General features: G+C 35.5%; 20 protein-coding genes and 1 pseudogene. 7 read left to right on the forward strand and 14 right to left on the reverse strand.

Going from position 1 to position 18,421, the window contains the following annotated elements:
* The first annotated feature begins 56 nt into the window (after positions 1–56).
* The 3 genes from WG904_RS16760 (at position 57) to WG904_RS16770 (ending at position 2,976) form a co-directional block, all read left to right on the forward strand.
* Positions 57–1,418: an MATE family efflux transporter gene (locus WG904_RS16760; RefSeq protein ID WP_339580490.1), complete on the forward strand. Its 1,362-nt coding sequence runs from the start codon at positions 57–59 to the stop codon at positions 1,416–1,418.
* A 4-nt stretch (positions 1,419–1,422) separates the two neighbouring features.
* On the forward strand, positions 1,423–2,556 hold the full coding sequence (locus WG904_RS16765) for a cytochrome-c peroxidase (RefSeq protein ID WP_339580491.1): 1,134 nt from the start codon (positions 1,423–1,425) through the stop codon (positions 2,554–2,556).
* 63 nt (positions 2,557–2,619) lie between these two features.
* Entirely contained in the window at positions 2,620–2,976 is a 357-nt protein-coding gene (locus WG904_RS16770; protein ID WP_339580492.1) for a response regulator, read from the forward strand.
* On the opposite strand, the gene WG904_RS16775 is transcribed toward WG904_RS16770, so the two are convergent.
* The 10 genes from WG904_RS16775 to WG904_RS16820 all read right to left on the reverse strand — a co-directional run bounded on the left by WG904_RS16775 (position 2,973) and on the right by WG904_RS16820 (position 10,929).
* The gene (locus WG904_RS16775; RefSeq protein WP_339580493.1) at positions 2,973–3,131 is read right to left on the reverse strand and encodes a hypothetical protein; all 159 of its coding nucleotides are present in this window, start codon (positions 3,129–3,131) and stop codon (positions 2,973–2,975) included. The genes WG904_RS16770 and WG904_RS16775 overlap by 4 nt on opposite strands.
* 54 nt (positions 3,132–3,185) lie before the next feature.
* Positions 3,186–4,295 carry a DNA polymerase IV gene (gene dinB, locus WG904_RS16780; RefSeq protein WP_339580494.1) on the reverse strand — a complete coding sequence of 370 codons (1,110 nt, stop codon included), beginning with the start codon at positions 4,293–4,295 and terminating at the stop codon, positions 3,186–3,188.
* 2 nt (positions 4,296–4,297) lie between these two features.
* Positions 4,298–5,251 carry a hypothetical protein gene (locus WG904_RS16785; RefSeq protein WP_339580495.1) on the reverse strand — a complete coding sequence of 318 codons (954 nt, stop codon included), beginning with the start codon at positions 5,249–5,251 and terminating at the stop codon, positions 4,298–4,300.
* An 83-nt stretch (positions 5,252–5,334) separates the two neighbouring features.
* Positions 5,335–6,066: an aldo-keto reductase family protein gene (locus tag WG904_RS16790; protein WP_339580496.1), complete on the reverse strand. Its 732-nt coding sequence runs from the start codon at positions 6,064–6,066 to the stop codon at positions 5,335–5,337.
* Between the two features lie 41 nt (positions 6,067–6,107).
* Positions 6,108–6,791, reverse strand: a complete 684-nt coding sequence (locus WG904_RS16795; RefSeq protein WP_339580497.1) for a pseudouridine synthase — start codon at positions 6,789–6,791, stop codon at positions 6,108–6,110.
* Positions 6,792–6,794: 3 nt separating this feature from the next.
* Positions 6,795–7,697 (reverse strand): histone deacetylase family protein, encoded by a 903-nt coding sequence (locus WG904_RS16800; protein ID WP_339580498.1) that lies wholly within the window; start codon positions 7,695–7,697, stop codon positions 6,795–6,797.
* Complete coding sequence (locus WG904_RS16805; protein WP_339580499.1) at positions 7,691–8,551, reverse strand: bestrophin family protein; 861 nt, start codon at positions 8,549–8,551, stop codon at positions 7,691–7,693. Before WG904_RS16805 ends, WG904_RS16800 begins: the two co-directional genes overlap by 7 nt.
* Entirely contained in the window at positions 8,548–9,834 is a 1,287-nt protein-coding gene (gene kynU, locus WG904_RS16810; RefSeq protein ID WP_339580500.1) for a kynureninase, read from the reverse strand. Before kynU ends, WG904_RS16805 begins: the two co-directional genes overlap by 4 nt.
* A gap of 23 nt (positions 9,835–9,857) precedes the next feature.
* The gene (locus WG904_RS16815; protein ID WP_339580501.1) at positions 9,858–10,460 is read right to left on the reverse strand and encodes a DNA-3-methyladenine glycosylase; all 603 of its coding nucleotides are present in this window, start codon (positions 10,458–10,460) and stop codon (positions 9,858–9,860) included.
* Positions 10,453–10,929, reverse strand: a complete 477-nt coding sequence (locus WG904_RS16820; RefSeq protein ID WP_339580502.1) for a GAF domain-containing protein — start codon at positions 10,927–10,929, stop codon at positions 10,453–10,455. The genes WG904_RS16815 and WG904_RS16820 overlap by 8 nt, the downstream gene beginning before the upstream one ends.
* Positions 10,930–11,031: 102 nt before the next feature.
* On the opposite strand from WG904_RS16820, the gene WG904_RS16825 reads away from it, so the two are divergent.
* Both WG904_RS16825 and WG904_RS16830 read left to right on the forward strand, forming a co-directional pair.
* Positions 11,032–13,197, forward strand: coding sequence for a S46 family peptidase (locus tag WG904_RS16825; protein WP_339580503.1), 2,166 nt, complete (start codon positions 11,032–11,034; stop codon positions 13,195–13,197).
* A complete protein-coding gene (locus WG904_RS16830) occupies positions 13,194–13,442 on the forward strand; it encodes a hypothetical protein (protein ID WP_339580504.1) in 249 nt (82 codons plus the stop codon). Before WG904_RS16825 ends, WG904_RS16830 begins: the two co-directional genes overlap by 4 nt.
* Positions 13,443–13,704: 262 nt before the next feature.
* On the opposite strand, the gene WG904_RS16835 is transcribed toward WG904_RS16830, so the two are convergent.
* Together WG904_RS16835 and WG904_RS16840 are read right to left on the reverse strand one after the other, a co-directional pair.
* Positions 13,705–14,400, reverse strand: coding sequence for a Dph6-related ATP pyrophosphatase (locus WG904_RS16835; protein WP_339580505.1), 696 nt, complete (start codon positions 14,398–14,400; stop codon positions 13,705–13,707).
* A complete protein-coding gene (locus tag WG904_RS16840) occupies positions 14,393–15,085 on the reverse strand; it encodes a Sir2 family NAD-dependent protein deacetylase (protein ID WP_339580506.1) in 693 nt (230 codons plus the stop codon). The genes WG904_RS16835 and WG904_RS16840 overlap by 8 nt, the downstream gene beginning before the upstream one ends.
* A gap of 918 nt (positions 15,086–16,003) precedes the next feature.
* Here WG904_RS16840 and WG904_RS16845 point away from each other — a divergent pair.
* Together WG904_RS16845 and WG904_RS16850 are read left to right on the forward strand one after the other, a co-directional pair.
* Positions 16,004–16,537 (forward strand): hypothetical protein, encoded by a 534-nt coding sequence (locus tag WG904_RS16845; RefSeq protein ID WP_339580507.1) that lies wholly within the window; start codon positions 16,004–16,006, stop codon positions 16,535–16,537.
* A 1-nt stretch (position 16,538) separates the two neighbouring features.
* The gene (locus WG904_RS16850) at positions 16,539–17,054 is read left to right on the forward strand and encodes a hypothetical protein (RefSeq protein ID WP_339580508.1); all 516 of its coding nucleotides are present in this window, start codon (positions 16,539–16,541) and stop codon (positions 17,052–17,054) included.
* A 481-nt stretch (positions 17,055–17,535) separates the two neighbouring features.
* Here the strand turns inward: WG904_RS16850 and WG904_RS19700 are convergent.
* Positions 17,536–17,688, reverse strand: a pseudogene (locus tag WG904_RS19700) (transposase); the annotation flags it as partial.
* Positions 17,689–17,769: 81 nt separating this feature from the next.
* On the reverse strand, positions 17,770–18,105 hold the full coding sequence (locus tag WG904_RS19705) for a hypothetical protein (protein WP_489737899.1): 336 nt from the start codon (positions 18,103–18,105) through the stop codon (positions 17,770–17,772).
* Positions 18,106–18,421: the final 316 nt, after the last annotated feature.

The raw sequence follows: 18,421 nt of genomic DNA on the forward strand, positions 1-18,421 counted from the left end.
CAATGCCGATAAAACTTAGTAAGTCCTGTAAAAAAAAAACGCATTTTTGCAAGCGTATGTTACCATCACTCTTAACCAAGTATAAAACCTATTACAAGGAAAATCTAATTCTTGCCGCACCAATTGTAGTTTCTCAAATTGGGCACATGGCAACACATATAGCTGATAGTGTAATTGTCGGGCAATTTGCTGGCACAACCCAACTTGCTGCGGTATCGTTGGTAAATAGTTTATTCATGTTGGTTTTGGTGATCGGTTTGGGTATATCCTATGGCTTAACCCCATTAATAGCGCAGGCAAGTGGACGAAAAGATAGAGATGAGTGCGGAAAATTGCTTTCAAATAGCTTAATCATAAATCTCATAACAGGAATTTTTCTTTATGCACTTATTCATTTTGGTACATTAAGTGTTATTGACCATTTAGGTCAATCGGCCGAAGTAGTTGCCCATGCAAAACCTTATCTAGCCTATTTAGCTTTATCTATAGTTCCCTTGATGGTTTTTCAAACCTTCAAACAATTCGCAGAAGGTTTAGGTTTTACCATGCAAGCCATGCGAATCTCTATTATTGGCAATGTGATCAATATTTTACTTGGAATTATTTTTGTAAAGGGAATGTTTGGTATCGAGCCCATGGGAGTTAAAGGCGTAGGTTTAAGTACCTTAATAGATCGAGTATTAATGGCTTTGGTAATGGGAGTATATGTACTTCGTTCAGTTCATTTTAAAACGTATTTAATACAGTTTAAGTTTAGCTTCATCGATAAAATTAGAAGTACGCAAATCATTAGAATTGGTGCACCAGTAGCGATGCAGTATATTTTTGAAATCAGTGCATTTAGTGGTGCTGCAGTACTTATCGGAACCATTGGCACAGCAGAACAAGCCGCACATCAAATTGCCATTAGCTTAGCGGCTTTAACCTATATGGTAGCTAGCGGAATTGCCTCATCGGCCACTATAAAAACAGGTAATTATTTAGGAGAAAAGAGTTTTACCGATTTACGTAGATCGGCCATTGCAAGTTACCATGTCGTTATTTTATTTATGACCTGTACTGCACTATTATTTATGTTTGCCAGCAGTTTATTGCCCTATTTTTATACAAAAGATATAAACGTTGTTCAAATCGCTGCACAATTATTAATTATTGCAGGTTTCTTTCAGTTGTTTGATGGTACCCAGGTAGTTGGACTTGGGGTTTTAAGGGGTATTGGGGATGTAAATGTGCCCACCTATATTACTTTTCTTTCGTATTGGATTGTTGGCATTCCTCTGGGCTATTTTCTAGGTATTTATCTCGAGTTAGGGGTTAATGGGATTTGGTATGGCTTAACAATTGGTTTATTAACAGCCTCTATATTATTGTTCTTTAGGTTTCAACAACGAACCAAATTTTTAATTCATAAAATATAGGTTCATGCAATTCTATAAAGTATTAATTGGTTTAATAATGGCTTTATGTTTTTTAGTATTGCTGTCCTTTAGATCTTTTGAGTTAAATGATCAGCTTTATCTAACGGCCGATACGCTTCGCAAACTATATGCTCAACCTTCGTCAAAATGGCCTAAACCTACAATAGATAAAGGAGTAAATTTTGACGAATTAGGGAGCATACCTGCTTCTGCTTTTAAAACAGACCCGAAGCGTGTTGAACTTGGAAAAATTCTATTTTTCGATAAACGTTTATCATCATCCGATAAAATTTCATGTTCTTCTTGTCATCAACCTCATTTAAACTGGACAGATGGATTACCGGTTTCGATTGGGCATAATAACGCCTTAAACACTCGCAATTCGCCAACGATAGAAAATGTGTGGTTTTATAAGCAATTATTTTGGGATGGAAGGGCCAAAAATTTAGAGGAACAAGCACAAATACCGCTTACTTCGAAAATAGAAATGCACCAAAACATGAGTTTACTCCCTAAAAAACTAGAAAAAATTAGTGGTTATCTTCCACTTTTTAGGGCAGCATTTGGAGATAGCAGGATAACTTCTGAACGTATCGTTAAAAGCCTTGCCGACTTCCAACGAACGATTGTGAGCAGTCCTTCAGCTTTTGATCGGTTTTTAGCCGGTGATAAAAATAGCTTAACCGACGAGCAACTTTTAGGTCTACACCTATTCAGAACCAAAGCACGGTGCATGAATTGCCATTATGGTGCCTTATTTACCGATAACGACTTCCATAACCTAGGTTTGTCTAACTACGGACAAACAAATCAGGATCTTGGCTTATATCAAACCACTAAAAACCCCAACGATGTAGGCAAGTTTAAAACACCAAGTTTACGAAACGTGATGTTTACCGGACCATGGTTTCACGATGGGTCGGTAAAATCTATAGACAGCTTAATGCTACTTTATAATATGGGCATGCCATTTCCGGCAGTTACCTTGGCGCAATTGGATGATCCACTTTTACCAAAGAACGACCGGCTTTTGAGAGGAATACGTTTAAATAAATCGGAACTCCATGCTCTAGTAGCTTTTTTAAATGCCATATCTACAAAATCGGCTAATTTTGAAATCCCAAAACAGCCAAAATAAATTAAAAAATTTTTATAGTGTGGCTGATATTTCTTTATATTTAGAGCGACTTTTAGCTCAGAGATGAAGAAACGTGTATTAGTAGTAGAAAATAACAAAGAAATTTTAGAATTGATTTCGATAGTGCTCGAAGATGCAGGTTATGAAAGTAGCCTATACCTTAATGAAAAAGGAATATTTGAACATATTACCGAATTTAAACCTCATGCTATTTTATTGGATATCATTAAACCAACAGTAGAAGGTACAGAATTATGTCGACAAATTAAGGATGCAGAAGGCACAAAACATATACCTGTAATCGTACTATCAACCCATCCGCAAATCGAAAAGGTAAAAGAAATTTGTGCAGATGATATAGTAGAGAAACCCTTTGATATTGAAGGATTGCTATTTGCTTTAAATGAACAACTAAACTAAATTTTTTCGCTATCGTGTTTCTCTGGCTTTAGTTCGCTTTGATTTAACTCCTTCTCCAAGTTTTTTTGGTCTTTTCTATTTCTTTTGATGATAAAATAAGCAAATGCCAAAATAGCAATTATTGCGACGGCGATTACAGTACTATTGACTTCCATAATTGAAATTATAAGTTTATTTCTCTAAAATAGCTTTATAATGTTAATTTAACATTAATTATCAGGAAAAAGCCTTTGTTGATAGTTTATATCTATTTCTCGATTCCTTATTTCTCCGAAATTTGAGAAAGACACGCCTAAAAGTCTAACCTTCTTTGTTTCGAAATCTACTTTTTCTAAAAGCAATTTCGTAAGGACTAAAACTTCTTCCAATTCGACTATCGGGAAAGTAGAAGACTGACTTCGAGTAATGATTTTAAAATCTCCAAATTTCACTTTTAAAGTTACCGTTCTTCCATATATGTGATACTGTTGCAATCGTTTAAAAGCCGACTTCGTAATTTGCACTAACCAATCGTCTAGCTCTTCGCCCCGGTCTAAATCGTCCATAAAAGTATCTTCTGCACTTATTGATTTAATCTCTTGATTGGGTTGCACTTCACGATCATCAATACCCCTAACAATTTTGTAAAAAAATTTTCCCGTTTTACCAAAAAGTTGAACTAAGCGATGCTCACTGAGTACTTTTAAATCGGCCCCTGTAAATAATCCTTGCCTCCTCATTTTTTCGGCAGTTACTTTACCCACCCCAAAAAATTTTTCGACAGGAAGATTTTCCATAAATGCTTCTAATCGAGAAGGTCCAATAAAGGTTAATCCATCTGGTTTATTCATATCGGAAGCAATTTTAGCGGTAAATTTATTAATTGAAACTCCAGCCGAAGCCGTTAAATGTAACTCCTCTTTAATGGCCTTTTTTATTTCTTCGGCAATGGTTATTGCCGAGCCGATGTTCATTTTATCTACCGTAACATCAAGATAGGCTTCATCTAGTGATAAGGGCTCTATTAAATCTGTATAACGACGAAAAATTTCTCTTATTTTTTGAGATACTTCCTTGTATGCTGCAAATCGAGGTCGCACAAAAATTGCATATGGACACAGTTGTTGTGCCTTTTTTGAAGTCATAGCTGAACGAATTCCAAATTTTCTAGCTTCGTAGCTTGCCGTAGCCACCACCCCTCCTCTACCTTCTGGCGATCCGCCAACTACTAAAGGCTTGCCTCTATATTCAGGGAAATCTCGTTGCTCAACCGATGCGTAAAATGCATCCATATCTATATGGATAATTTTGCGAACCACAGTCTTGCTTTCATTTTCCATTTTTAATTCAAAATGTAATTTTCATAAGCTCTTTCTCCCCAAAATTGATAGTTCTTAGATTGAAAACTTGTTCCATTAAAGACAAGATGAATAAACCCATTCTTTTCAACCAAAACCGTATGAAATATTTTTGCTTCGGGATTTTTGATTAAGCTAAAGGAAACCAAACGTCTTTTATTGTCCCAAATTAAGCGATCAGTGAAATCATATGCTTTTAATTTGAAGTCCATTTCTAAATCATTTGCCATCAATTTACTTCGATACCATGTTCCGCCAGTTGGCGATACTAAGGGCTTTCCATTATAGACGACAACGCTATCGTTATAAGCTATTACTTGTAAAGAACTATTTTTAATTTTTAGCCACTTTTTAAGCTTCTCTAGTTGTTTCCCCGTTTCATAGCCATACGTGGCATCTAAAAAACCAATACGTTCTACCACAGCAGGAATTTGTGCTTGTGAGTTAATATAACCAAAAATAAAACTGCCACCACCACTATGGCAAGTTAAAATGAGTTTGGGTTGATAATGCTGGTAGCTCCTTAACAACTGATTAACCATTTTTCCAATCTGGTTATCACCAGAAGCATACTTTCGTCGCCATGTCGGCCAGCTCTTTAGCTCATTTTCGAAATAAACTATAATGTAATTTGTTTTTGGATCTGAATTTCTGATAAAAGCAGTTTGTGCACCAATATGTTGAATATCGTAATGCCAATCATCACCTTGTGCTAATCTTTTCCCAAAGGTTTGTGCAGTGGTATTGCCATTTGGCAAGGCAAAAATGATAATTTTAGTGGGTTTTAGCAGACTTAAATCTTTAGGCTCATCGAATGTTAGGGTGATGCCACTATCGATTGTTTGCTTTTTTAAGGTATTAAAATGTGCATCAAAGGTTGTTTGCGCATTTAGATTGGTTACTGCGAAAAGGAAGAAAGTTAATAAATACCATCTCATTCAATAAATATACGATAATCACCGAATAATATTTATCAATAATTTCCTTACCATCTGCTTACTCACATAACCTCGTACAATGATTATTTCATCTCTCTGCCCAAATTCACCACCACACCCACACTGAATACAGAATTCCCTGCATTTAGAAACTTACGGTTCTTTAATCCGAAATTACTTCCGCTGGTATATTGTAACTGCACTTCATCACTTAATACCATTCTGGTAAAGAATACAGGTTCTAAGAAAATATTATCTTCATTTGATTGTAATACACCATTTCTATAAAAATCATTAGTCTTTATAAAACTCATTCGCAATGCAGTACCATAATTTAAACCAAAATCTACCCCAAAAAGACGTAGATTATCGACCTTTTTAGAGCTATAATTTACTTGGATAAACTTCTTGTCGTATTTCGATTTTTGCAAGTCGGTACTTAAAAGAAAATCATCCTTATCGAATTCGCGAAATACCCGCTCACTCTTCCCACTCCCAAAACCAGCATAAACTTCCAATATCCTGTTTTTATTTGGCCCGAATGTATCGAAATAACCTGCTCCAAACTCAAGCATTTTATGTTTTATGTCTTTTTTTTCCCTTTCATTGGTCATTGAAGCTCCATTTGCCAATAAAGCAAAATGATTGCTAACTGCGTACGCAGAATTGAAATTGAAATTACCTTTTAACGAAATATGTGCGCCTGCTGCAATTTCGCCCTGAGTAGTAAGCATTGGTGTGTTCGGTACACTCGGAATGTAAATAGATGAACAACTGGTTAAAATTGTTAAAAGTAAAAGGTATACTATTTTCATATTTTATAGATAATAACAGTTTTTACCTAGCAAATAGTATGCTAACGTTTAAAATTCAATAATTTCATCATTCTATTAAACTCAGGTTGGATCTTGGCTTTTAACTTTACATCACTACCAGTAACAGGATGTTTAAAAGTAAGTTCAGAAGCATGAAGCAACATCGTTGTCATTTCAAATTGCTCCTTAAAAAATCGATTTTGCTTATTGCATCCGTGCTTACGATCGCCAATAATAGGATAAAATATATGTGCGAAATGTCGTCGCAATTGATGCATTCGACCTGTTTTTGGAGTCGCTTCAACAAAAGAATACCGCGAAGTGGGATGTTTACCAAATGGCACATCAATTTCTGCACGTTGCAAGGTTATAAAAGCAGTAAAGGCTTCTTGCATATTTCCATTTTCTTTAGCCAACGGATAATCAATATCCAATTGATCAGGTGCATAGCCCCTTAAAATGGCTAAATACTTTTTGTCTACCAAAGTTTCCTGGAATTGTTTGTGCATGGCTATCTCAACATCCTTTTCGAATGCAAAAAGTAAAATTCCACTTGTTTTTCGATCTAGACGATGCACTGGACTTACCTGCCTGCCAATTTGATCACGAAGCATTTGCAAAGCGAATTCTGTAGCATCATTTGCTAGTTTAGAGCGATGCACCAATAATCCATGCGGTTTGTTAATCGCAATTAAATGATCGTCTTGGTATATAATTTCTAACATGATTTAAAAATAAAGGTGATTAGCTACTCTAAACGTATTGCAATGCGCATCTACAATGGTTTTAATGTCGGAAGAATAGCCTCCGCCCATGCTCACCTGAACAGGTACTTGGCAATTGAAGCAACATTCAAATACGATTTCATCTCTCCTTTTACATCCTTCTTTGGATAAAGCTAATTTACCAAGTTTATCTGTAGCCAAAACATCAACCCCTGATAGATAGAAAACAAAATCAGGCTGATGTTTTTCGAAAACAAATCTTAATGCCTTACTCAATTCAGTTAAAAAAAATTCGTCCTCCGTTCCATTTTCTAAGGGAATATCCAAGTCAGATTTTTCTTTCCTAAAGGGAAAATTAGCTGCACCATGCATCGAAAAAGTAAAAACTTTAGGATTATTATTAAAAATCTGAGCCGTTCCATTACCTTGATGTACATCTAAATCGATTATTAAGATGCGTGAAGCTAAATTATTATCCATCAAATAGTTTGCGGCAATAGCTTGATCGTTTAAAAGGCAAAAACCCTCGCCCCAATTACTCCCCGCATGATGTGTCCCACCAGCTACATTAAAGGCTACACCAAACTGCCTGGCAAACAATGCCCCCTCTATGGTTCCTTGTGCAATTCTAATTTCCCGTTCTACCAACTGTGCAGTTAACGGAAAGCCAATTCTACGTTGTTCTTTAGCAGGAAGTGTTAAATTTTTTAATTGCTCCCAATAATCAAACCGATGCGTATTGATAATGTAATGTTCGTCTAAAAGCGTTGGGGAGAACAAATTCTCTGCAGTGATTGTTCCCTCGTACAACAATTGCTCAGGTATTAACTCGTACTTGAGCATAGGAAAACGATGCCCTTCTGGTAAAGGATGCGCATATAAAGGATGATAAGCTATTTTTAGCACAAGATCTCTCCTACATGCTTTTCTATATTATTACAAATCTGGTCTACAGGCAAATCGTTAGCGTCTTTACCGAAAGGATTTTCAATTTCCTCGGCAATGAGTTCTAAACTGGCCAATACATATAAAATAAATGGCACAATAGGAATTACAAAATATCCCAAACTAAATACCCATCCAAATGGTAAAGTAATTACATAAATAAAAATGAATTTCTTGATAAAAGCACTATATGAGTATGGTATAGGTGTATTTTTTATCCGCTCACATCCTCCACATATGTCGGTAAATTGACCAACATCGTTGCTTAAAATGATAAGTTGTTCTTGTGAGATAAGATTATTTTTTTGCAAAGTATAAATCCTACTCACCAAACTGGATGCAACTTGATTTGGAATGTGTTTTCCTCCATCAATTTCGATCTGAAAGCTATCCTTACCAAAATACTGCTTTTCTCTTAAATGTTCTTTTAATGCGAAAGCATACTTAGGAATAGCGTATTTGAAGAATATTATTTCCTCCTCTCCCAAATCCAGCGCCTTAATTTTTATGGCTAAATTTCTACTCACATTTGTTAATCCACCCAAAAGCTTTCTTCCATCCCACCATCTATCGTACGAAGTATTTGTTCTAAACACCAAAAGCATTGAAATAACAAAGCCTAATAAACTATGCATCATGCCTACGTTTTTGATGTAAGTGGTTTCGGCTAATTTTAAATGATTAAGTTCTAGATAAGCAATCATGCCTGAAAAGATAGAAACGCTTACCATTAAGGGCCACAACTTTCGAAAAGTATCCGCTTTATGAACATGGAAAATAAAGCTGATCCATTCTTTAGGATTATAATTAATCATAAAATTGACTTACTAAGGGTTAACAATAATTCACCTGTTCTGTATACATCTTCGAAACTGTTGTACATAGGTACCGGACTTAGTCTAATTACATTAGGTTCGCGCCAATCGCCCAGCACATAATTTTCAACTAATTTATCAAAAAACTCCTTGCCCTTGCTTTGTGCAATGATCGAAACTTGTGCGCCTCTGTCGGCTTCTTCTAATGGGGTAATTATTTTAAATTGCTCAAACCCTATAGCTATATTAACCTCATTTATAACATAAAATAGATAATTAGTTAAAGTTTTACTTTTAGTTCTTAGCGGTTCAATATACCCTGCCTTTTCGAAAAGCAGAAGCGATGCATGATACAAAGCCATGGGCATTACTTGAGTGCAACTTACCTGCCAACCATCTGCACCAAGCTCTGGAACGAAACCTTTCTCCATTTTAAATCGTTTACTTTCGTTGTATCCCCACCAACCAGCGAAACGATTTAAATTCGTATCGGTAAAATGCTTTTCGTGAACAAAAATCGCACTAATTCCCCCAGGGCCAGCATTTTGATATTTATAAGAGCACCAACAGGCAAAATCGACATCCCATTTATGCAAAGATAAAGGTACATTACCTGCGGCATGAGCTAAATCGAACCCTACCAATGCACCAGCATGATGTCCAGCTTTCGTAATTGCCGGCATATCGAAGCATTGACCGGTAAAATAATTTACACCGCCAAATAATACTAAAGCAAGTTCATTTCCATTTAATTCGATGGCTTTAAGAATGTCGTCGGTACTTAAGATGTACTCACCTTCCCTTGGTTTCACCTCAATGATGGCTTCATTAGGGTCGTAGCCATGAAAACGTACTTGACTTTCGATTGCATATTGATCAGAAGGAAATGCGCCAGCCTCCATAATGATTTTAAAACGATTAGATTTAGGCCGATAAAAGCTCACCATCAACAAGTGAAGATTTACCGTTAACGTATTCATTGGGCATACCTCCGCAGGTTTTGCACCTACTAACGGCGCCATTAATTTTTTAAGTTCCTTATGATAGAACATCCACGGCGAATCTCCTTCAAACCAACCCTCAACAGCTAGATTTTGCCAGTTGTTTAACTGCACATTCAATACCTCTTTCGCTACTTTAGGTTGTAATCCTAATGAATTGCCACACAGATAGATAAAATTTTTATTATTTAGTGAAGGAAATAGATATTCATCACGCATTTGGCGTAAAGGGTCTTCACCATCTAAGTGTTGTGCAAAGGATAATGTATTCTCAAAATTCATGGCGTAAAATTAGCGCAAAAACTTTAAGAATTAGGCTTGCTTACATACTTATTTCCTTTAATATAAAATCGCCACGGCAAGAGTGCATGATCTTCTGCATAAGCTACGCCAACTCTTGGAGAGGAAATAATATGTTCTGGTATAACCTTAATACCTTCTTCAATCCAAATTTCATCGCCCAGTAAATCTTTAGCATTTAAATCCTTGTTAACACCCAATGCTTTTGCAACAGAACCTGGTCCAGCTGTAATTCTCGGCTCCAAACGGCTCATATTTCTACGCTCAAGCATAGTTTTAATGCCTTCTATAGGCTCAATACCACGAATTAATATAGCAAGAGGGTTGTTTTTTGAACCCACAACCACATTGAGCAAGTGATGAATGCCGTAGCAAAGGTATACATAGGTTATCCCCCCATTTTCGTACATAGTAGAGGTACGGGAAGTAAAACGATCTCCATAAGCATGAGATGCTTTGTCGGTTATTCCATTGTATGCTTCGGTTTCAACTATTATCCCGCCGGTTACGTGCCCATCTATCTTAGTGAAAAGTTTCTTACCTAACAGCTCAATAGCAAGATCGACTACACCCTCTTGTAGATAAAATGAATAGGGTAATTTAGGCATTTAATAACTTAATAATTTTATTAAGGTAAAGTGAGTCAATTTCATCAAAATGAGCAAGATATTCACTATCAACATCTAATACCCCGATAATATTCTCTCCTTTATACAAAGGCAATACGATTTCAGATCTTGATGCCGATGCACAAGCAATATGCCCTGGAAAAGCGTCAACATCAGCTACAATTAGGGTTTCTTCTTGCGCCCAAGATGCCCCACAAACCCCTTTTCCCTTTTTTATGCGGGTACAGGCTACCGGGCCTTGGAAAGGACCTAAGACCAATTCCTCATCCTTTACCAAATAGAAACCTACCCAAAACCAATTAAACTGCTCTTTTAAGGCAGCACAAACATTCGCTAAGTTGGCAATTTGATCTGTTTCGCCATGAAGCAAAGCCTCAATTTGAGGAATTAAGGATAAATATTGCTCTTCTTTTGTCCCTGTTTTGGTGATAGTTAAATCTTCTGCCATTTGTATTTTAAAAATAAGAACAAAGATAAAGGAAACTATTCCACATTCTATCCCTTCCTTCAACAAAATTATTAGCTTTGAAAATCACTAGCACACAATACAATGAATAAAAGAATCTTATTAATTACTTTACTATGCTTTGCGGGAGCTCAATTCGGCTATCGCATTCCCGAAGAAGGAATGTTTCCTTTAAGTGAAATCCACAAATTAGACCTCAAAAAAGCTGGACTAAAAATCGATCAAAACGAAGTATATAATCCGAATGGCATTAGTTTAGTCGACGCCTTGGTTAATGTGGGTGGCTGTACAGGATCATTTGTATCGAATGAGGGATTAATCATCACCAATCATCATTGCGCGTTTAGTGCTGTACAGCAGGCTAGCACACCAGAGAATGATTATTTAAACAACGGCTTTGTAGCTAAAAATCGCGAACAAGAACTTGAAGGTAAAGGTTTAACTTGTCGAATTACCGATAGTTATGAAGATGTCTCTGATAAAGTTTTAGGGGCTGTTGCTTCAATAGACGACCCCACCTCGCGCTTAAAAATAATAAACAATGCCATGAAGAACATCGTTATTGAGGCCGAGAAAAAAGATCCTAGCATTAAGGCCGAAGTTTCTGAAATGTTTATTGGTAAAACCTACGTATTATTTAAATATAAGATTATTCTTGATGTTCGCTTGGTTTATGTGCCGAATCGAAAAATAGGAGAATATGGAGGCGAAACCGACAATTGGGTATGGCCTAGGCATACAGGCGATTATTCATTCATGAGAGCCTATGTAGCTAAAGATGGTTCACCAGCTAAATATTCGAAAGATAATGTACCCTACACCCCAAAAAAGTTCTTAACAGTTAATCCTAATGGCACAAATGAAGAAGATTTTGTTTTCATACTTGGTTACCCAGGCAAAACTTTTCGTCACCGCCCAGCTGCATTTATCAACTATCAAGAAAAATATTTGCTTCCTTATACTTCAGACCTATATGATTTTCAAAATACGACCATGGAGAGTATTGGCAAAAGGGATAAAGCTACAACGCTAAAGCTCGCAACCCGTATTAAAAAGAATGCCAATGTAATGAAAAATTATAGAGGTAAACTAACCGGCTTAAAAGGGATAGATTTAGTTAACCAAAAAAGAAATGAAGATAATGCCTTAGCACAATTTATAAACAACAACATTGATATTAAAGAAAAATACGGCGATTTAATGGTTGATATCGATCAATTGTACCAACAGATTAATGGCGATGCTATTCGGGACTTGTGGATGGGGCAAATCTATACCTCGACCAACCTATTAAATATAGCGAAGCAAATTAACACCTTTAAAATTGCCCTTGAATCGAAACCTATTGCTCAAAAAGACGCTTACTTTAATGCAAATATAGAGGCCTTAAAGCTAACGATTAATGGAATTTACGATTCGTTCGATATCGATGTAGATCGAAAGATTTTAAAGAAAATGATGACCGATGCCACCCGGTTATCCTCAAATCAGCGGGTTAACGCAATTGATAAAATTACGGGCAAGGGTTCGAGTAGTGAAGCCATGATAAATGAGTTTATTAATGAAACGTTTAGTTTGAGCAAGCTTAAAGATCAAAACTATATCTTAAATACGATATTAAAATCGGCCAAGTCGGTACAGAACTATAACGATGGCTTACTATTATTTGAAAAAGACATTGCAAGGCAAATTGGCGAATTAAAACCTGAGAAGGATCGGCGCGATGGTCTGTTAAATAAATTAATGGGCGATTATGTAAACGTGAAAGAGAAATTTTTGCAGAAAGATTTTATTCCAGACGCAAATAGTACGTTAAGGTTAACTTATGGTCATGTGCGTGGCTATTCGCCTGCAGATGCCAATTTTATGGCGCCTTATACCACCATTCGTGGAATTTTAGAAAAGGGTGCTACCGGAAATCCAGAGTATACCTACCCTTCTCAAATTAAATCGTTATGGGAATCGAAAGATTTCGGCCCCTTTATTAAGAAGGAATTGAATGATGTACCCGTGTGTTTCTTATACAATATGGATACTACTGGCGGAAATTCAGGTTCGCCAATCATGAATGCTTATGGCGAACTAATAGGTGTAAACTTCGATCGCGCCTATGGTGCCACCATAAATGATTATGCATGGAACGAGAGCTATAGCCGATCTATTGGGGTAGATATCCGTTATGTTTTATGGGTTGCAGCAAAAATAGATCATGCCGATTTTTTACTAAAAGAAATGGGGGTAACCTTATGAGGATTATAGCTGAATTACCACACCCAAGTTGTAAAATTACGCTGTTCAATATGAACCAAAAATACATTGTGAAATTCGAACAGGGTCAACTCGAACAAAGCTTTAAATTATCAGAGCTCGACCTTTCGGGCGGGGGAGCTAATGAGATATTCCAAATGCTCGATGAGGAATTTATTGCCACCGTTGTAGAACGATTTAAGACCATGAGAAGTGATTTTGCTGCAGCCTATCAAAGACAGCAGTAAAACTTTATATAATTTTCATAACTATCTGTAAAATAATAATTTTGAGTATAAAACAAAATATAATTTTGAAAAAATAGAGATTTATAAGACCAATCGCGATTGTTAAGTAAAGTTTTAGTTTAATTATATAAACATAAATTATTGATAAATAGATATTTATATATGTTAACAAAACATTATTTTGAATACTTAATTTGCCAAATTATATAGAAGTATTGCAATTTTAAGCTATTTTATGAAATTAAAATTGAATGCTGAAATACTAATCGACAGGTACTAAATCGAAATACCAATAACCGAGATTTTGATCAGTAGAATTCTCTACCGCTACTGTTTTAAAAACCAACTCCCCTAGTGTAAACTTAATTGGTTTAGCAAAAATTGGCCCTTCGAATACGAACGTATGAAACTCTCCATTTTCACCACAAGGATCTACACCTTGAGGTAAATCATCTAAAAAAGATTGGTCGATTACCCTTCCGCAAAAATCTTTCAAATCTGCTCGTGCGCACACCACTATTGTTTTATAACCAAGGGCAATAAATTCTTTCACCAAATCGAGGCTATCCCTGTTCCACAATGGAAATATTGTTTTTAAACCAATCCGTTCGAATTGGCTTTCTCTGTACTTTTTAAGGTCTTCAAGAAAGATGTCGCCAAATGCAGCATACCCTACTCCCTGCTCTTTCAGAATCCCAAAATGCAAATCCATTGCCTTTTCATAAGTATTCATATCAGGCATTTCGGGAAGACGAACTATATGTAAAGGCAAACCAAGGCTTTTCGCCTGCGCCATTAACAATGACTCGCGCACACCATGCATAGCAATTCTATTATACGCTTCATTTACTGTAGTTAATAAACACCGAACTTTAAATTTACTTGCCTTTAAGATCTCATGAAGGGCTAACGTGCTGTCCTTACCCCCACTCCAATTAAATACAAGCGGCTTATACATAGGCTTGTAATTGTTTAGCTACTTCGCTAACCCCTTCAGTAGCTACTTTTTCTACTTTAATGATATGCTTATAGTGATTAACCGACGGTATTTTCTTATCGACTATATATTTTGGTGTATCAATAGGGACAAAATCCATTAGTCCTGCTGCAGGATAAACGGCAAGGGAGGTGCCTACCAGCATAAAAATATCTGCTTTTGAGCAAATTTCGGCAGCTATATTAATCATTGGTACCGGCTCCCCAAACCACACTACATGTGGACGAAGTTGAGAACCCAATTCACATACACTTCCCATTTTTAGTTCCTCTCCCATAATTGGATAGGTTAAACTTGCATTTTTATCGGATTGTGATAATGTAATTATTCCATGCAAATGTGTAATATTCTTAGAACCTGCTCTTTCGTGTAAATCATCAATATTTTGGGTGATGATATATACATCGAAATGTTCTTCGAGTTTTGCAAGTTGCAGGTGAGCTTCATTTGGAGTTGCTGCTAATATTTGTTTTCGCCGCTCGTTATAAAATTGTTGTACAAGAGCCGGATTGCGTTGCCAAGCTTGTGGAGTTGCAACATCCATCACATTATAGCCTTCCCACAAGCCATCAGAATCTCTAAAGGTTTTTAATCCGCTCTCGGCACTAATTCCAGCCCCCGTTAAAACAACAAGTTTTTTCTTCATTAGTCAAATTTAAAAAAAACTTGCATTTATGTATTAAGTTAACCAATGGTTTAAATCTTCAAATTTTTATTATAAATGGTAATTATACGCAAAGCTAACCTTTGCATTTTGTTTTCATTATATTGGTGTTTTAAATTAATTATTCAAATGAGAACCTATCAGCAGAAAATCATACGAAGAGGTATCGATTTATCAGAAGTTATCAATTGTCAATTACAGATGAGAAAATATCTTTAAACTAAGAAAGTGGTGCAGTTCCAATTCAAGAAAATATTTTATAGTTAAAGATAATTTGGAAAATACATTATACTGTAGTCAAAAAATAATTTCTAGGCCTATTAATAACTTACAACCACGAACTTGAAAGAAGTGATTTAAGTATAAACACTTTAACTAGTATATTATCTATGTCGGCATTAAATGCTTTGCAAAAATTGCAAGAATTTATTTCACTAGTTTTTCATAGCAAAGTAAATTAGGCACAAACGATTTTTTACCTTCTGCAAGAAAGTGTTAGTTTGACCTAACTGAGGAATAAACTGATTTGGAATGTTTTCTAGATCTTTTCTTTTTCATTTTTTATAACCTTTAATTGTGAATAAATGTGTTAATTGAATTGATTAACTTGAACTGCAGTAAAATTTTGTTAATGAAATTAAAAACATATAACTTAGACAAATGCATAGCGCTTGCAAACATTAAAAAGCTATGAAAATAGATATTGACTAAAAAAAGAATTTAATAGTACTATACTAATCCGTACTTCTACTCAAAATACGACTTTAAGCACACGCAATATATCGATCTAAATAGGCTGGCAATGGAGTGGCTTTATCTTTATATATGGGGGGCATCTTAACCCAGAGTAGCTAAGGATTTTATAGTCCACGCCATTTACTTTACTCTAATTACGACAACATGAAAAAACAGTATCTCTTAATGTGCCTGCTGGCATTGTTTTCATTTTCATCATATTCACAAAAGCTGGGATATAAAGAAATTCAAATAGGTAAAACAATTAGTGTCTTATTAGAGAATGAATATAAGTTTAAGGCTTTTGAGGCAAAAAATGGGGAAGAAGGCTTCATTCTAATAGTAGACTCATCTTTTAAAATATGTGGGCATAGTGTTGAATATGTTAAAATATGGCGTGATGATGAGTATAAGATAAATATAGTACAAGTCGTAACTAAAGAAGTTATTTTTAAAGATTTTACAGATTATTTAAACAACACCAAAAACATTGCTACATGTATAATAGGTTCGGTTGGTAAACCAGTCACGGTTGACTTAGATAAACCAAATTCCCAAAAAAACGGATTCGGATGGGATTTTAAAGATGAAGGAACTATGCTTGGGTTATTCGTTGATAACATGTCATCATTTGCTCAAAACGAGAAAAGAAGATATTTTCTTACATGGGCTAAAACTTCTAAACAAAAAATGTGGTAATATGGAAAACGAGGAAAAATTACAAAAGTTGTTCGCATTAGGGGTAGATACTAGGGGCAATATTATAAATCAAACCATTATGCTTGAAAGATTAATTGACGAGTATCTGAGTAATCATTTTTGTAAAACGCAGAAAAGTGTGGTTGAAATAATGGATTTAATATTCGGAAACAAATTGATAACATTTGAGTCTAAACATCAAGTATTTAGGGAAATACTAAATCGACACAATAAAGATTTTCAAAGCGCAAATAAAACTATACATAAGGATATAGATGAAATAATTAGAATAAGAAATATCATGGCTCATTACCTTTTAGATACAGAATGGGATGTCGTAGAAGGTTTTTCAATCAATGAAATATCATTTATAAAGTTTGATAAAAAAAGAAAAAAAGAAGTATTTACTATTGATAAAATATCATCACACTTAAAAATGCTAGATGAAACTATCAATAAAATTATTATACTAAACTCACAAACCAAATCATCCTCTGCCACCCCACAGGAATCTTGATTCCAAGTAGGGTGCGAGGCTTCGACTTAAGTATCTTATATTGTTTTTGGGTAGTTTACCTCTATTAAGAGCTTCACCTAAATCACTGTCACCGCTTGTTGGGGGAGGTGGCATTACTACTTTTCTAGCGACTTCTACTTCTTTATTTTTGGGATTAAGTAATTTGAGTAAGTAGTCAAGTGCCTCTCGTTTATTAAGTTAACGCTTCTGTTTTGACCTGCCCTCGTTACAACTGATACCAGCTTTTCATCTTCGTCTAACGTAGAAATCGCATCAGAAACATTTTTTATATCTAATAAAGCATAAACATCACTATCGATAAACCAAGGCTCCATCAATTTCTACTGTAGTGAAATCATTGATCACATTGTCATCTTCGTCTTCGTACTTGAATACTGCTAATTGCATGTAGTAAATTTTACGCTATCAATTCTTTATACTTCAACCTTCAAACCATATTGTCAACGATAAAGTCAATTTTTTAGGAGATGTATAATTTACGTTTATTATGTCTAATCTGAAATTCACTTAGATATTTATCAAAATGTTTCTTTCTTACCTGAATGTAAATCACTGTTAAACCCCTTTTAAGATGTGACCAGAAATTTTCCGCGTTGTTAGGTGAATAGCCATCCTTAGCATACTGACTTTAGTGTGTGGAATATCTTGTACCCGTCAGTAACCAAAACATAATCATGTTCTATATTTGAGAATATTAGGGGTTAACGTTTACTTGGTCTTCCCTGTTAACGATAAAGATACGTAGCTTCCCGTTCTGCTCCGACATTCCGCAAACCGTTGACTTGTCCACGAACACACGGCTACCTCGCTCGTACTTTACTTTTTTATCTGCATGGCGGTTTTTGTTCTTGCCCCCAACAAAAGCACAATCTACGCTTACGGCTCCCTTTAACTGCTTGTCCCCATCATCAGAATTTCCCATGGCAAATCTAAGCCTTTGCAATACGAAGCAAGCAGAACGCTGTTGAATTTCAAGTATCACAGCAAACTGAACGGAGCTAATGCCTTTCTTCTGCTTCATTAGGTACATACCGTAAATCCATTTGTAGATATGCAGTTTAGATTCTATTGCACTTAAACCTTATTCCGCCACCAAAGTGGTAATAATCTGTGTGGTTGCAATGTAGACACCTTACCTCACCGTCTTTCCATCTACGACTTGCCAAATCGTAATGTGAATTCTTTTCGTTCTCAAATTTCTCCTTGATATTTGAAAGCTTGAGTTTAAATTCCGAATTAGAACAAGTATAAATGTTTATGTATTTAAAAACAATAGAAATATTAAGAAAATTTTTAATTGGTTAACTTAATACATAAAAGCAAAAAAAAACCCTCCTGATCTGAAA

It is taken from the genome of Pedobacter anseongensis, from assembly GCF_037482965.1.
Taxonomy (GTDB): domain Bacteria; phylum Bacteroidota; class Bacteroidia; order Sphingobacteriales; family Sphingobacteriaceae; genus Pedobacter; species Pedobacter anseongensis.

What these genes read in the sequence shown, in the direction of transcription:
- WG904_RS16760 (WP_339580490.1), top strand. Translation starts at nt 57, where the DNA reads ATGTTACCATCACTCTTAACCAAGTATAAAACCTATTACAAGGAAAAT.
- WG904_RS16765 (WP_339580491.1), top strand. Translation starts at nt 1,423, where the DNA reads ATGCAATTCTATAAAGTATTAATTGGTTTAATAATGGCTTTATGTTTT.
- WG904_RS16770 (WP_339580492.1), top strand. Translation starts at nt 2,620, where the DNA reads ATGAAGAAACGTGTATTAGTAGTAGAAAATAACAAAGAAATTTTAGAA.
- WG904_RS16775 (WP_339580493.1), bottom strand. Translation starts at nt 3,131, where the DNA reads ATGGAAGTCAATAGTACTGTAATCGCCGTCGCAATAATTGCTATTTTG.
- dinB (WP_339580494.1), bottom strand. Translation starts at nt 4,295, where the DNA reads ATGGAAAATGAAAGCAAGACTGTGGTTCGCAAAATTATCCATATAGAT.
- WG904_RS16785 (WP_339580495.1), bottom strand. Translation starts at nt 5,251, where the DNA reads ATGAGATGGTATTTATTAACTTTCTTCCTTTTCGCAGTAACCAATCTA.
- WG904_RS16790 (WP_339580496.1), bottom strand. Translation starts at nt 6,066, where the DNA reads ATGAAAATAGTATACCTTTTACTTTTAACAATTTTAACCAGTTGTTCA.
- WG904_RS16795 (WP_339580497.1), bottom strand. Translation starts at nt 6,791, where the DNA reads ATGTTAGAAATTATATACCAAGACGATCATTTAATTGCGATTAACAAA.
- WG904_RS16805 (WP_339580499.1), bottom strand. Translation starts at nt 8,551, where the DNA reads ATGATTAATTATAATCCTAAAGAATGGATCAGCTTTATTTTCCATGTT.
- kynU (WP_339580500.1), bottom strand. Translation starts at nt 9,834, where the DNA reads ATGAATTTTGAGAATACATTATCCTTTGCACAACACTTAGATGGTGAA.
- WG904_RS16815 (WP_339580501.1), bottom strand. Translation starts at nt 10,460, where the DNA reads ATGCCTAAATTACCCTATTCATTTTATCTACAAGAGGGTGTAGTCGAT.
- WG904_RS16820 (WP_339580502.1), bottom strand. Translation starts at nt 10,929, where the DNA reads ATGGCAGAAGATTTAACTATCACCAAAACAGGGACAAAAGAAGAGCAA.
- WG904_RS16825 (WP_339580503.1), top strand. Translation starts at nt 11,032, where the DNA reads ATGAATAAAAGAATCTTATTAATTACTTTACTATGCTTTGCGGGAGCT.
- WG904_RS16830 (WP_339580504.1), top strand. Translation starts at nt 13,194, where the DNA reads ATGAGGATTATAGCTGAATTACCACACCCAAGTTGTAAAATTACGCTG.
- WG904_RS16835 (WP_339580505.1), bottom strand. Translation starts at nt 14,400, where the DNA reads ATGTATAAGCCGCTTGTATTTAATTGGAGTGGGGGTAAGGACAGCACG.
- WG904_RS16840 (WP_339580506.1), bottom strand. Translation starts at nt 15,085, where the DNA reads ATGAAGAAAAAACTTGTTGTTTTAACGGGGGCTGGAATTAGTGCCGAG.
- WG904_RS16845 (WP_339580507.1), top strand. Translation starts at nt 16,004, where the DNA reads ATGAAAAAACAGTATCTCTTAATGTGCCTGCTGGCATTGTTTTCATTT.
- WG904_RS16850 (WP_339580508.1), top strand. Translation starts at nt 16,539, where the DNA reads ATGGAAAACGAGGAAAAATTACAAAAGTTGTTCGCATTAGGGGTAGAT.
- WG904_RS19705 (WP_489737899.1), bottom strand. Translation starts at nt 18,105, where the DNA reads ATGTACCTAATGAAGCAGAAGAAAGGCATTAGCTCCGTTCAGTTTGCT.